11 protein-coding genes are annotated in these 13,246 nt (G+C 70.4%); 9 read left to right on the forward strand and 2 right to left on the reverse strand.

The features are described 5' to 3' along the window. Positions 1-173 precede the first annotated feature (173 nt). The 3 genes from FPZ41_RS11205 (at position 174) to FPZ41_RS11215 (ending at position 3,271) form a co-directional block, all read left to right on the forward strand. The gene (locus FPZ41_RS11205) at positions 174-1,142 is read left to right on the forward strand and encodes a hypothetical protein (protein WP_152861586.1); all 969 of its coding nucleotides are present in this window, start codon (positions 174-176) and stop codon (positions 1,140-1,142) included. A gap of 153 nt (positions 1,143-1,295) precedes the next feature. Continuing rightward, on the forward strand, positions 1,296-2,363 hold the full coding sequence (locus FPZ41_RS11210; protein WP_152861588.1) for a LacI family DNA-binding transcriptional regulator: 1,068 nt from the start codon (positions 1,296-1,298) through the stop codon (positions 2,361-2,363). Continuing rightward, a complete protein-coding gene (locus FPZ41_RS11215; RefSeq protein ID WP_322620089.1) occupies positions 2,360-3,271 on the forward strand; it encodes a carbohydrate kinase family protein in 912 nt (303 codons plus the stop codon). The genes FPZ41_RS11210 and FPZ41_RS11215 overlap by 4 nt, the downstream gene beginning before the upstream one ends. 125 nt (positions 3,272-3,396) lie before the next feature. Here the strand turns inward: FPZ41_RS11215 and uvrA are convergent, their stop codons facing one another. Next, the gene (gene uvrA / locus FPZ41_RS11220) at positions 3,397-6,426 is read right to left on the reverse strand and encodes an excinuclease ABC subunit UvrA (RefSeq protein ID WP_322620090.1); all 3,030 of its coding nucleotides are present in this window, start codon (positions 6,424-6,426) and stop codon (positions 3,397-3,399) included. 223 nt (positions 6,427-6,649) lie between these two features. On the opposite strand from uvrA, the gene FPZ41_RS11225 reads away from it, so the two are divergent. From FPZ41_RS11225 to FPZ41_RS11245, 5 genes are all read left to right on the forward strand, one after another. Beyond that, positions 6,650-7,378 (forward strand): maleylpyruvate isomerase family mycothiol-dependent enzyme, encoded by a 729-nt coding sequence (locus tag FPZ41_RS11225; protein ID WP_152861592.1) that lies wholly within the window; start codon positions 6,650-6,652, stop codon positions 7,376-7,378. 10 nt (positions 7,379-7,388) lie between these two features. Next, positions 7,389-8,045, forward strand: a complete 657-nt coding sequence (locus FPZ41_RS11230; RefSeq protein WP_152861594.1) for an MBL fold metallo-hydrolase — start codon at positions 7,389-7,391, stop codon at positions 8,043-8,045. Between the two features lie 365 nt (positions 8,046-8,410). Continuing rightward, positions 8,411-9,307 (forward strand): ABC transporter substrate-binding protein, encoded by an 897-nt coding sequence (locus FPZ41_RS11235; protein ID WP_152861596.1) that lies wholly within the window; start codon positions 8,411-8,413, stop codon positions 9,305-9,307. Beyond that, the gene (locus FPZ41_RS11240) at positions 9,304-10,212 is read left to right on the forward strand and encodes an amino acid ABC transporter permease (RefSeq protein ID WP_322620091.1); all 909 of its coding nucleotides are present in this window, start codon (positions 9,304-9,306) and stop codon (positions 10,210-10,212) included. The genes FPZ41_RS11235 and FPZ41_RS11240 overlap by 4 nt, the downstream gene beginning before the upstream one ends. Beyond that, on the forward strand, positions 10,209-10,973 hold the full coding sequence (locus tag FPZ41_RS11245; protein ID WP_194236061.1) for an amino acid ABC transporter ATP-binding protein: 765 nt from the start codon (positions 10,209-10,211) through the stop codon (positions 10,971-10,973). Before FPZ41_RS11240 ends, FPZ41_RS11245 begins: the two co-directional genes overlap by 4 nt. A gap of 32 nt (positions 10,974-11,005) precedes the next feature. Here FPZ41_RS11245 and aroQ read toward each other — a convergent pair whose 3' ends face one another. After that, the gene (gene aroQ / locus FPZ41_RS11250; protein ID WP_322620092.1) at positions 11,006-11,479 is read right to left on the reverse strand and encodes a type II 3-dehydroquinate dehydratase; all 474 of its coding nucleotides are present in this window, start codon (positions 11,477-11,479) and stop codon (positions 11,006-11,008) included. 352 nt (positions 11,480-11,831) lie between these two features. Here aroQ and FPZ41_RS11255 point away from each other — a divergent pair, with 352 nt between their 5' ends. After that, positions 11,832-13,115, forward strand: coding sequence for an MFS transporter (locus FPZ41_RS11255; RefSeq protein ID WP_152861646.1), 1,284 nt, complete (start codon positions 11,832-11,834; stop codon positions 13,113-13,115). Positions 13,116-13,246: the final 131 nt, after the last annotated feature.

Raw genomic sequence — 13,246 nt, forward strand, 5'->3', positions numbered from 1 at the left:
GTGTTGTCGGAGCATGGTCAACACGCTTCAATGCGGGGTGGCCCGGCGCGGTGAACAGCCCACATGAGGGCACGAAGTGCCGGTACACCGAGCCCCGGCGCCCACCGGGCGCCCGGCCGGCGCACGCGAACGGTCCGAGCAGCCGTCGAACCCCCGGACAGAGAGGCCCCTGCATGCGGCACGGCACAGAGCACGCGGACGTCGTCACGACGGAGGCGGACCTCACCGCGGCGGAACTGGAGACGGCCTTGCGATGCGGCCCTTTCCATGTGGCCCTGCGCGCCGCCATCGCCGCGCGCGGACTGCCACTGCAACGCGTCCAGCACCATCTGTCGCGCTACGGGGTCAAGGTCGGCGTGACCAGCCTGAGCTACTGGCAGCAGGGTGCCCGTCGGCCCCAGCGCCCCGAGTCCCTGCGTGCCGTGCGCGCCCTGGAGGAGATCCTCCACGTCCCCGACGAGTCACTGATCCGGCTGCTCGCCGAGACAGAGGAGCGCCTGGGCCCGGAACGTCCGGCGGGCCGCTCGTACCGCTCCCTCGTGGAGGCGTCGGGCGTACTGGAGCAGCTCCTGGCCGAGCTGGAGGCGCCGCTCGACGGCGGCCTGCACACCCTCGGCCACCACGAACGCGTACGGATCGGGCCGAGCCGTGAACTGCTGGCCCGCGAGTCCCACCACATAGTCCGGGCCCATAAGGACGGCGTGGACCGCTATGTGGCCGTACACCACGGTGACCCGGGATGCGCGCCGGAGCGCATGGCCGTGCGCGCCCTGGAGAACTGCCGCACCGGACGTGTGCGGTGGCACCACGACACCGGAGTGCTCGTCGCGGAGCTGCTCTTCGACATCCGGCTGCGCACAGGGGACACCTGCCTGTTCCGGTACCGGGTCGAGGACGGCACGGCCGGGGTGTCCCACGAGTACGTCCGCGGGTTCGGCTGCTCGGGCGGGCAGTACGCGCTCCAGGTCGGCTTCGACGAGCGGGCCCTGCCCGAGCGCTGCCACCGCTTCACCCAGCACACGGCGGCAGCCCCGCGAAGCGGCCACCACGAGCTGCCCCTGAGCCATCGGCACCGCTCGGTCCACCTGGTCGAGCCCCGCGTCCGCTCCGGGATCCTGGGCATCGGCTGGGACTGGGAGTGATCTGTCCCAGCACCCCCTCCTCCCCCTGTAGCCGTCTGGATGCGCGGGCACCTGCGCCCGGAGACGTAAACGCTTGCGTAAACGTTTACGTCCCTCTCCGAATGCGATAGCTTCCCGCCCAGGCAGCCCACTGAGTCCGGGAAGGGGTCGGTCTTGGCCACGATGGTCGACGTCGCACAGCACGCGGGTGTGTCCGTGGCGACCGTCTCGCACGTGCTGAACAACACGCGCGCGGTGCGACCGCGCACCCGCCAACTGGTCCTCGACGCCATCGAGGCGCTCGGCTACACGCCCAACACGCTGGCCCGTTCCCTGGTGACCTCGCGGACGCGGTCCATCGGGCTCGCCGTGTCGGCGGTCAGCAACCCGTACTTCACGGAGATCCTCCAGGGCGTCGAGGCCGGCGCGCTGGAGCACGGTTACAGCCTGCTGATCGCCGACCCGCACGACGACCCGGAGCACGAGCGGAAGGTCGTCCAGCTCCTGCACGAGCGGCGGGTGGACGGCATGATCGTCGCGCCCTCGGCACGGCCGGAGGGGCTCCTGGACCACCTCCGCCGACACGACGTCCCGACCGTGTTCCTGGACCGGCTGGTCACCGCACCCGAGGGCGACCCGTTCCGCTTCGACCAGGTCTGCACCGAGAACACCGAGCCCATGGCACAGCTGGTCAGGCATCTCGCCGGCCTCGGTCACCGGCGCATCGGGCTGGTCGCGGGTCTGTCCGGCCTCAGCACCACGGACGAGCGGACCACCGGCTACCGGCTCGGCCTCCGGACCGCCGGACTCCCCTACGACGAGTGGCTCGTGGCCCGAGGCGACTCCGACGCGGAGGTGTCCCGGCGGGTCACCCGTGAGCTGCTCACCCGGTCGAGCCCTCCGACGGCGCTCGTCACCGGCAACAACGCCATGACCATCGGCGCCCTTCGTGCCCTGGGCGAGCTGGGCGTCTCCGTTCCGGACGATGTCGCGCTGTGCTGCTTCGACGACTTCGCGTGGGCGGATCTGTTCCACCCACGGCTCACCGCCATCGCCCAGCCCAGCAAGGAGATCGGCGGGCAGGCCGTGCGGCTGCTGCTGGAGCGGTTGGCCACGCCGGAGCAGGACGCCCGCACCGTCCGCCTCCCCTCCACGTTCGTCCACCGCAGTTCGTGCGGCTGTCCGGAGAACCGCGAGCGCACCACCCGTCCGGAGAGTCCCGAGAAAGGATCCCTCTCGTGATCGTCGTCGCCGGTGAGGCCCTGATCGACCTGGTGCCGCAGGGCGCGGGCGCCCTCGTGGGCCTGCAGCCCGCTCGCGGCGGCGGGCCCTACAACACGGCGGTGGCCCTCGGCCGCCTCGGCTCGCCCACCGCCTTCTCTTCCCGTGTCTCGCGCGATGCCTTCGGTGAGGCGCTGCTGGACGGGCTGCGCGCGGCGGGTGTCGACGTGACCCCCGTGCAGCGCGGCACGGAGCCGACGACCCTCGCCGTGGCCTCGATAGACGCCAGCGGCTCGGCCGCGTACTCCTTCTACGTGGAGGGCACCGCGGACCGTTTGTTCGAGGCCCCCGATCGCCTGCCCGCCGGCACGAGGGCGGTGTCCTTCGGCACCTGCTCGCTCGTCCTGGAGCCCGGCGCAAGCGCGTACGAGGAGCTGATGCGGACCGCTGCCGCGCAGGGGGTGTTCACCGCGCTCGACCCGAACATCCGGGCAGGGCTGATCCCGGACGCGGACGCCTACCGCGCCCGGTTCAAGAGCTGGTTGCCGTCGGTGTCCCTGCTGAAGCTCTCCGAAGAGGACGCCAGATGGCTCGGCGGCACCCCCCGCGAGTGGCTGGCGTCCGGTCCCTCGGCCGTCGTGGTCACCCACGGCGGCGACGGGCTGACGGTCTTCACCCGCGACGGCGCCGAGCACTCCGTACCGGGCGAACGCGTCGACGTCGTGGACACCATCGGTGCGGGCGACACGGTCAACGCGGCCCTGCTGCACGGCCTGTCCGCGTGGGACGCCCTGTCCTCGGAGGCGCTGGCGGGACTGGGGGCCGACGGCTGGAGGCGACTCCTGCGGTTCGCGGCGCGTGCGGCTGCGATCACCTGCTCCCGGGCCGGCGCGGAACCGCCGTACGCCACGGAACTGGGCGATCTTTAACCGTCACCACGCTGCCGCACCGCAGGTGGGCGTCAGCGCAACGGGCGGCGTCCCGCGGGGAGTTCCCGCGGGACGCCGCCCCTGTGTGTGCGTCTCGTCCGCCTCACGCGTCCCGGTGAGCCCCGTCAGGCCTTGCGTGCCCGCGTGGTCTTCTTCGCAGGCGACGTCTTCTTCGTGGCCGCGGCGGCCTTCTTGCTCGCCGTGCTGTTGGCGGTCTTCGCCGTCGCCGTCTTCTTGGCCGGCTGCGTGGCCGCGACCGTCTTCCTGGCCGAGGCCCTGCGCGGGACCTTCACCTGGGCGGCGTCGCTGACGCGCTCGGCACCCAGGACCTCCCGGAGGAACTTGCCGGTGTGGCTGGCCGGGACCCCGGCGACCTGCTCGGGCGTGCCCTCGGCGATGACGAGTCCGCCGCCGCTGCCGCCCTCGGGGCCCATGTCGACGATCCAGTCGGCGGTCTTGATGACGTCGAGGTTGTGCTCGATGACGATGACCGTGTTGCCCTTGTCGACCAGGCCCGACAGCACCGTGATGAGCTTGCTGATGTCCTCGAAGTGCAGACCGGTGGTCGGCTCGTCGAGCACGTACACCGTGCGCCCGGTGGACCGCTTCTGCAGCTCGCTCGCGAGCTTGACGCGCTGCGCCTCGCCGCCGGACAGCGTCGGCGCGGGCTGGCCGAGCCGGACGTAGCCGAGGCCGACGTCGTTGAGCGTCTTCAGGTGGCGGGCGATCGCGGGCACGGCCTCGAAGAAGCCGAGGGCCTCCTCGATCGGCATGTCCAGGACCTCGGAGATGGACTTGCCCTTGTAGTGGACCTCCAGGGTCTCCCGGTTGTAGCGCGCCCCGTGGCAGACCTCGCAGGGGACGTACACGTCCGGCAGGAAGTTCATCTCGATCTTGATGGTGCCGTCGCCGGAGCAGTTCTCGCAGCGGCCGCCCTTGACGTTGAACGAGAAGCGACCGGGCAGGTAGCCCCGCACCTTCGCCTCGGTCGTCTCGGCGAACAGCTTGCGGACGTGGTCGAAGACTCCGGTGTACGTCGCCGGGTTGGACCGCGGGGTCCGGCCGATGGGCGACTGGTCGACGTGGACCACCTTGTCGACGAGGTCGTCGCCGTCCACGCGCGTGTGCCGCCCGGGCACGGTCCGGGCGCCGTTCAGCTCGCGGGCCAGGTGCGTGTACAGGATGTCGTTGACCAGCGTCGACTTGCCGGAGCCCGACACGCCCGTGACGGCCGTGAGAACGCCCAGGGGGAAGGACACGTCGATGTCCTGGAGGTTGTTCTCGCGGGCGCCGTGCACGGTGAGTCCCCGGCCCGGGTCGACGGGGCGGCGGATGTCCGGGAGCGTGATCTCCTTCTTGCCGGACAGGTACTGCCCGGTCATCGACTCGGCGTTGGCCAGCAGCTCCTTCAGTGGACCGCTGTGCACGACCTTGCCGCCGTGCTCGCCGGCGCCGGGGCCGATGTCGACGACCCAGTCGGCGGTCTTGATGGTGTCCTCGTCGTGCTCGACGACGATGAGCGTGTTGCCCATGTCGCGCAGGCGGACCAGGGTCTCGATCAGCCGGTGGTTGTCGCGCTGGTGCAGGCCGATGGACGGCTCGTCGAGGACGTACAGCACGCCCACGAGGCCGGAGCCGATCTGGGTGGCCAGGCGGATGCGCTGGGCCTCGCCGCCGGAGAGGGTGCCGGCCGCGCGGTTCAGCGAGAGGTAGTCCAGGCCGACGTCGACCAGGAACCGCAGCCGTTCGTTGACCTCCTTCAGCACCCGTTCGGCGATCTTCTTGTCGCGGGCGTTGAGCTTCAGCTCGCCCAGGAAGTCCGCGCAGTCGCTGATGGACATCGCGGAGACCTCGGCGATCGACTTCTCCATGACGGTGACCGCGAGGACGATCGGCTTCAGGCGCGTGCCCTCACAGGTGGGACAGGGCACCTCGCGCATGTAGCCCTCGAAGCGCTCACGGCTCGCGTCGCTCTCGGCCTCGCTGTGCCGGCGCTTGATGAAGCGGACGGCACCCTCGAAGGACGCCATGTACACGCGCTCACGCCCGTACCGGTTGCGGTAGCGGACCTCGATCTGCGTCTTGTGGCCGTGGAGCAGGGCCTTCTTGGCGCGCTGCGGCAGGCCCGCGTAGGGGATGTCCGTCCGGAATCCGAGGGCGTCCGCGAGGGCACCGATCTGGCGGTCGAAGTAGTCCTTGGTGTGCCCGTGCGACCAGGGGTGGATGGCGCCCTCGTCGAGGGACTTGTCCTCGTCCGGGACGATCAGCTCGGGGTCGACCTCCATACGCGTACCGATGCCGGTGCAGTCCGGGCAGGCGCCGAAGGGCGAGTTGAAGGAGAAGGAACGGGGCTCCAGCTCCTCGAAGGACAGGTCGTCGTACGCGCAGTACAGGTGCTCCGAGTACATGCGCTCGCGCTCGGGGTCGTCCTCGGGGAGGTCGACGAAGTCGAGCACGACCATGCCACCGGACAGGCCGAGGGCGGTCTCCACGGAATCGGTGAGGCGGCGCTTGGCGGAGTCCTTCACCGTGAGGCGGTCGACGACCACCTCGATGGTGTGCTTCTCCTGCTTCTTCAGCGTCGGCGGCTCCGACAGCTGGATCGTCTGACCGTCCACGCGCGCGCGTGAGTAACCCTTGGTCTGGAGGTCCGCGAAGAGGTCGACGAATTCGCCCTTACGCTCGCGGACCAGCGGCGACAGCACCTGGAAGCGGCTCCCCTCCGGAAGCTCCAGGACCTTGTCGACGATGGCCTGCGGCGACTGGCGCGAGATCGGGCGGCCGCACTCGGGGCAGTGCGGCTTGCCGATGCGCGCGAAGAGCAGGCGCAGGTAGTCGTAGACCTCGGTGATGGTGCCGACCGTCGAGCGCGGGTTGCGCGAGGTCGACTTCTGGTCGATGGAGACAGCCGGGGACAGACCCTCGATGAAGTCCACGTCCGGCTTGTCCATCTGGCCGAGGAACTGCCGTGCGTACGAGGACAGTGACTCCACGTAGCGACGCTGTCCCTCGGCGAAGATGGTGTCGAAGGCCAGCGAGGACTTGCCCGACCCCGACAGGCCCGTGAAGACGATGAGCGAGTCACGCGGCAGGTCGAGCGAGACGTTCTTCAGATTGTGCTCGCGCGCGCCACGGACGATGAGACGGTCGGCCACGCCGGTCCGCACCTTTCTTGAGTGAAGTAGCAGGGGCGAAGCCCCCGCCCTTCACAGACTAGGGGGAGCCACTGACAGCGCCGGTCCTGTTTCCCTGTTGAACAACAATCCCGGGCCTTCCAGCATGCCCGACGCCGCACCCGACCATATAGCACGTGCATTCGATTTGCGGGGGCGGCCCACCTTCTTCACCCCATCGAGTGGCGGGGCTAGGGTCGGCCTCATGATGGATCACGCGCGCGACCTGGCATCTGTACGTGACGCGACCAAGCGGCTCCTCACCGCAGCCGCCGAACTGCACAACGCCCGTGCCCCGGAGCCGTCACGGCTGCCCGGCTGGACCCGGGGCCACATCCTCGCCCACCTCGCCCGTAACGCGGACGCGCTCGTGAACGTCCTCCAGGGGCGCCCCATGTACGCCTCCGGGGCCGCCCGGGACGCCGACATCGAGCGGGACGCACCGCGCCCCCTGGACGTCCAGCTCGCCGACGTACGCGAGAGCGCGGACCGCTTCCAGGACGTCGCCGCGGTCTTCGTGGACTGGTCGCGCACCGTGGAGCTGCGCAACGGCGTGACCGACCAGGCCGCGAGGGTGCCGTTCCGGCGCTGGATCGAGGTGGAGCTCCACCATGTGGACCTCGGGATCGGGTACGAGCTGGAGGACCTGCCGGAGGAATTCACACAGCGGGAGATCGACTTCCTGGCCGCCCGGTTCCGCGGTCACCCCGATGTCCCCGGACTGCTGATCAAGCAGGACGACGGGAGCATGATCCCCAGCGGAGCCGTCGAGTCCGTCTCCGCGCAGCAGCTCGCCGGCGGCTACGAGCCACCACTTCCCGCGCTCACGGTCAGCGGCCAACGGGCCGAACTGCTCGGGTGGCTGGCGGGCCGCCGCGACGGCTCCGCGCTGCACGTTGAGGGAGGGACGCTCCCGTCGCTGCCCCCGCTATAGGCTTGCAGCCATGACGTACAGCGGAGCGGTGACGGTCGGCGGCCCTGCGGATGTGCACGAACTGCAGGACCTGATGATCTCCAAGGTCGCGGTGGGCCCGATGAACAACAACGCGTACCTGCTGCGCTGCCGGGCCACCGACGAGCAGTTGCTGATCGACGCGGCGAACGACGCGCACACGCTGCTCACGCTGATCGGCGGCGACGGCATCGCGTCCGTCGTCACCACCCATCAGCACGGCGACCACTGGCAGGCGCTCGCCGAGGTCGTGGCGACCACGGGCGCGCGTACGTACGCGGGCCGGGACGACGCCGACGGCATCCCGGTGCCGACCGACGTCCCGGTCGACGACGGCGACACGATCCGGGTGGGCCGCGTCGAGCTGACCGCGCGCCATCTGGTGGGCCACACTCCGGGTTCGATCGCGCTGGTCTACGACGACCCGCACGGGCACCCCCATGTGTTCACGGGGGACTGCCTGTTCCCGGGAGGTGTGGGCAACACACGTAAGGACGCGAAGGCGTTCGCCAGCCTGATCCACGACGTCGAGACGAAGATCTTCGACGCGCTCCCGGACGAGACATGGGTCTACCCGGGCCACGGCAACGACACGACGCTGGGCGCGGAGCGTCCGCACCTTCCGGAGTGGCACGCACGGGGCTGGTGACCCCCGGCAGTCCCACCTCCTGAAGTCCCTCCCTGAAGTCCCCGGTGCCGGGGCAGCAGTTGATGCGCCGCCCCGGCCGCGCTGTTGAGCACACGCCGCACGCGCCCCGTGTGAACCGAACACACACGCCGGTGCCATTCGCGCGCTCCCGGCGCAGTCAATGGCGCAGTCCACTGGAAGTGGTCCCGCACAGGATGACGGCTCCTGCGCGGTATGGGCCGCCGGCCGTTCAATCCCCGCCCTCGGCCGGTGGCCCCTCGGGGTTCTCGTCCAGCGTTCACGAAACGGCAACACCCGTTCCCGATATACGGACAAACGCCTCCGTGATCTCGACAAACGGGAGGCCGCGCTGTCACTCTCCCGCCATGCATGCCGTCCCTGGAACGTCTCGCGCCCTGCGCCGCGCCCCGTACGCCGCCGCTGCTGTCGCCCTGCTCGCCGTCGCCGTAGGCTGCGCCCCGCAGCCGGAGGACAACGCCTCCGACAAGGCCTCCGGATCCGCCCAGGAGTCCTGTGCCAAGGGCGAGTTGAGCACCGAGACGTCCGGCAAGCTGACGATCGCGACCGACAAACCGGCGTACGAACCCTGGTTCAAGGACGACGATCCGGCGGGCGGCGAGGGCTTCGAGTCGGCGGTCGCGTACGCCGTGGCGAAGCAACTCGGGTACGACAAGGCCGACGTGGTCTGGCAGACCGTGCCCTTCAACAAGGCCTTCGCGCCGGGTGAGAAGACGTTCGACTTCGACATCAACCAGGTGTCCATCAGCGACGAGCGCAAGAAGGCTGTGGACTTCTCGTCCGGCTACTACGACGTGCGCCAGGCCGTCGTCGCCCTGAAGGACTCCCAGGCCGCGAAGGCGACGAGCATCGACGGCCTCAAGGACGTGAAGCTGGGTGCCCAGGTCGGCACCACCAGCCTCGCCTACATCAACGACGTGGTGAAGCCCCGTCAGGACGCCGCCGCCTTCGCGAAGAACGACCAGGCCAAGTCCGCGCTGAAGAACGGCCAGGTCGATGCCATCGTGGTGGACCTGCCGACCGCCTTCTACATGACCGCGGCCGAGGTGACGGACGCGAAGATCGTGGGGCAGTTCGAGAACCAGGGTGGCACGCCGGAGCAGTTCGGCCTCGTCCTCGACAAGGGCAGCGCGCTCACTCCGTGCGTGACGGACGCCGTGGACGCCCTCCGCGAGGACGGCACACTGGCGCGGATCGAGAAGCAGTGGCTGTCCGACGCCGTCGGCGCCCCGGTGCTCAAGTGACGGTCGTGAAGGAGGAGTCCGGGCAGGACGACCCGGGCGACATCCGGGACGGGCACGACGCGTACGTCCCCTCGCAGCGGCGGATCGAGCGGGAGGCCTACAAGCGTGCGCGTGCCCGCCGTGCGACGGCGATCGCCGCGCTCTCGACCCTGGGCACAGGTGCGCTGCTCTACCTGATCGTCGTCAACGCGCCCGGCTGGCCGCGCACCAGGGAGACGTTCTTCGACTGGGGGTACGCGCGCGAGGCGTTCCCCCAGGTCCTCGAAGGACTGTGGCTCAACGTCCGGCTGCTCCTGGTGTGCGGTGCCGCGGTGCTCGTCCTCGGCATGCTCATCGCCATCGCGCGCACCCTGCCCGGCCCGGTCTTCTTCCCCGTGCGGGCGCTGGCCGCCGCGTACACCGACTTCTTCCGCGGACTGCCGCTCATCATCACTCTGATGATCGTCGTCCTGGGCGTCCCGGCTCTGCGGCTGCAGGGCGTGACCGTCGATCCGGTGCTGCTGGGCGGTACCGCACTGACGCTGACGTACTCGGCGTACGTCGCCGAGGTGTTCCGCGCCGGCATCGAGTCCGTGCACCCCTCGCAGCGGGCGGCGGCACGCTCCCTCGGCCTGACCAACCGGCAGGCACTGCGGCACGTCGTCCTCCCTCAGGCCGTGCGCCGCCAGGTGCCGCCGCTGCTCAACGACCTGGTGTCGCTGCAGAAGGACACCGGGCTCGTGTCGATCGGCGGCGCGGTCGACGCCGTGCGCGCGGCCGACATCATCGTGGGCCGCAGCCTCAACTACACGCCGTACATCGTCGCCGGGCTGGTCTTCGTCGCACTGACCATCCCGATGACCCGCTTCACGGACTGGGTCACGGCCCGCATGGACCGGCGCCGGGCCCAGGGAGGCACGCCATGAGTGAGTTCCCGGAGCAGTCCTCGGTGTTGCGGATGGAGTCCGTCCGCAAGACCTTCGGCGGTACGGTCGTCCTGCGTGACGTCGATCTGGAGGTCGCCCCGCACACGGTGACCGCGCTGATCGGCGCCTCCGGGTCCGGCAAGTCGACACTGCTGCGCTGCGCCAACCTCCTGGAGGAGATCGACGACGGGGCGATCTGGCTGGACGGCGAGGAGATCACCGACCCACGGGCCGACCAGGACGCCGTGCGCCGTCGGATCGGCGTCGTCTTCCAGGCGTACAACCTCTTCCCGCACATGACCGTCCTGGAGAACATCACCCTCGCCCCGCGCCGCGTCCACGGTGTGGCCCGCGCGGAGGCCGAGGAGCGTGCCCGGGAGCTGCTGGAACGGCTCGGGCTCGGCGCCAGGGCGGGCGAGTATCCCGACCGGCTGAGCGGCGGGCAGCAGCAACGGGTCGCGATCGTCCGCGCGTTGGCCGTGCGGCCCCGGCTGCTCCTCCTCGACGAGATCACCGCCGCCCTCGACCCCGAACTCGTGGGCGAGGTCCTCACCGTCGTCCGGGATCTGAAGGACGAGGGCATGACCATGGTGCTGGCGACACACGAGATGGGTTTCGCCCGCGAGGTCGCGGACCAGGTGTGCTTCCTGGACGGTGGTGTGGTCCTGGAGCGCGGCACCGCCGAGCTGGTCTTCGGGGAGCCGCGACAGGAGCGCACACGGCGCTTCCTGCGACGGATCGTGAACGCCGGACGTCTCTGAGGCGGGGCCTGAGGGCGCTGTCCGGGGCCGGCTCAGGTGTCCGCCTGCCCCGCCCCCACCAGCGCCGCGACGCGCTCCACCCCGAAAACGTACCCCTGGACCCCGCAGCCCGCGATGACCCCGTCCGCGCGGAGGGAGACGTACGAGTGGTGCCGGAACTCCTCGCGCTTGTGGATGTTGGAGATGTGGACCTCCAGCACGGGCAGGCCGTCACAGGTGTTGAGCGCGTCGAGGATCGCGACCGAGGTGTGCGAGTAGGCGCCGGGGTTGATGACGATGCCGGCGTGGTTCAGGCGCGCCTCGTGGATCCAGTCGACCAGCTCGCCCTCGTGGTTGGACTGCCGGAAGTCCACCGTGCCACCGTGCGCGGCCGCGGCCTTGGCGCACAGGGCCTCCACGTCGGCGAGCGTGTCGGAGCCGTAGATCTCGGGCTGGCGCTGGCCGAGGAGGTTGAGGTTGGGCCCGTTGAGGATCATGATCGGGGCGTTGGCGAGGGTGCGGGGCACGGTTCCTCCGGTCCGGTGGGCGGGAGCGACCCGGTGAAGGCCACTGCTCAGACCCGGTTTATCACGGTGCGCTGACACGCCACGGGCCCGGACCACATGCCGACAACCGCTCACCGTTCCCGAGCAGTCAGCGGGAGGCCGTCCTGCGCGCGCAGCGGATCTACGCCCCCGACATGACCGATCGTCATCCTCTATGGGGGCGCGATTCGCGTGGACCGGTCCGCCCGGCGCATCACGATGACGTACTGAGACGTACGCACGTCGTACGGGCCACCGTGCGCCCCCGTAACCGCCGATCACCGTGGGTAGTTGTCGCGGCATGCGCCATGCACACACCGTGAAACCGCCCTCCATGTTGCGGATCGCGTCCGCCTCACTGGCCGGGACGGCCATCGAGTTCTACGACTTCTTCGTGTACGGCACCGCGGCCGCACTGGTCCTGGGGCCGCTGTTCTTCCCCACGTTCTCGCCAGTGGCGGGCATGCTGGCGGCCTTCGCGACCTTCGGCGTCGGCTTCGTGGCACGCCCCCTGGGATCGGTGCTGTTCGGGCACATCGGGGACCGGCACGGGCGACGGCCGGTCCTCGTCGCCTCGCTGTTGCTGACCGGCGCGGCGACGGTCGCCGTCGGCTGTGTCCCGACGTACGACTCGATCGGTGTGGCCGCTCCCGCGCTCCTGCTCGGCCTGCGTTTCCTGCAGGGGCTCGGCCTCGGCGGGGAGTGGGGCGGCGCCGTGCTGCTGACGGCGGAGCACGCGCCCGCCGAGCGGCGCGGGTTGTGGTCGAGCTTCCCCCAGATCGGCCCGGCGGTGGGGTTCTTGCTGGCCAACGGTGTGATGCTGCTGCTGTCGGCGACGCTGTCGGACGCCCAGTTCGCGGCCTGGGGCTGGCGGGTGCCGTTCTGTGCGGCGGGAGTGCTGGCTCTCGCCGGACTGTGGCTGCGCTCCTCGCTGGCCGAGAGCCCTCAGTTCCTCGGTATCGACGACCGCGCGCGCGTGCCGCTCGCCGAAGTGGCGCGCGGCCACTGGCGGCTGGTGCTGCTGACGGCGGGGGCGCTCGCGGTCGGGTATGCCGTGTTCTACGCGGTGACGACCTGGTCCCTCGCGTACGCCACCGAACGGCTCGGCGTGGACCGTACGGTCATGCTGGCCTGCATCATGGCCGCCGTGGTCGTGAAGGGCGCGCTGACGCCGTTGGCGGCAGTCCTCGGTGACCGGTTCGGCCGGCGGCCGATGTGCCTTATCGGCTGTACGGCGTGCGCGCTGTGGATGTTCCCCATGGTGGGTCTCCTGTCGACCGGTGAGCCGCTGCTGATGTTCTTCGGCTTCCTGGTGGCGATGCTCGCGTTCATCACCATGTTCGCCGTGATCGCCGCGTATCTGCCGGAGCTGTACGAGCCCCGTGTGCGCTGCACGGGGGCCGCCGTGGGTTACAACCTGGGCGGAGTGCTCGGGGGTGCGCTGACGCCGATCGTGGCGACTGCCGTGGCCCAGGGCGAGGGGGTTCCCTGGGGTGTGGCCGCGTATCTGACGGGGATCGCTCTGCTGAGCCTGGGCTGCTTCGCGCTGCTGCCGGAGACGCGGCCGGTGCGGGTGGTCGCGGCAGAAACCACCGCCGGTGAGGCGGCGGCCGGCTGACACAGGCGCGGACTGCCGCGGCTGTCGGCTGACGCGAGCACCCTCAGCAACGGCTCAGGTGCCCCGACGCAGCCGCCAGCTTGGCCGTCTCGGAGGCCTCGCTGTTGCGCCTGACGTCGTGGCACCTGGTG

The sequence above is a fragment of the Streptomyces acidicola genome (assembly GCF_009377235.1).
GTDB lineage: Bacteria > Actinomycetota > Actinomycetes > Streptomycetales > Streptomycetaceae > Streptomyces > Streptomyces acidicola.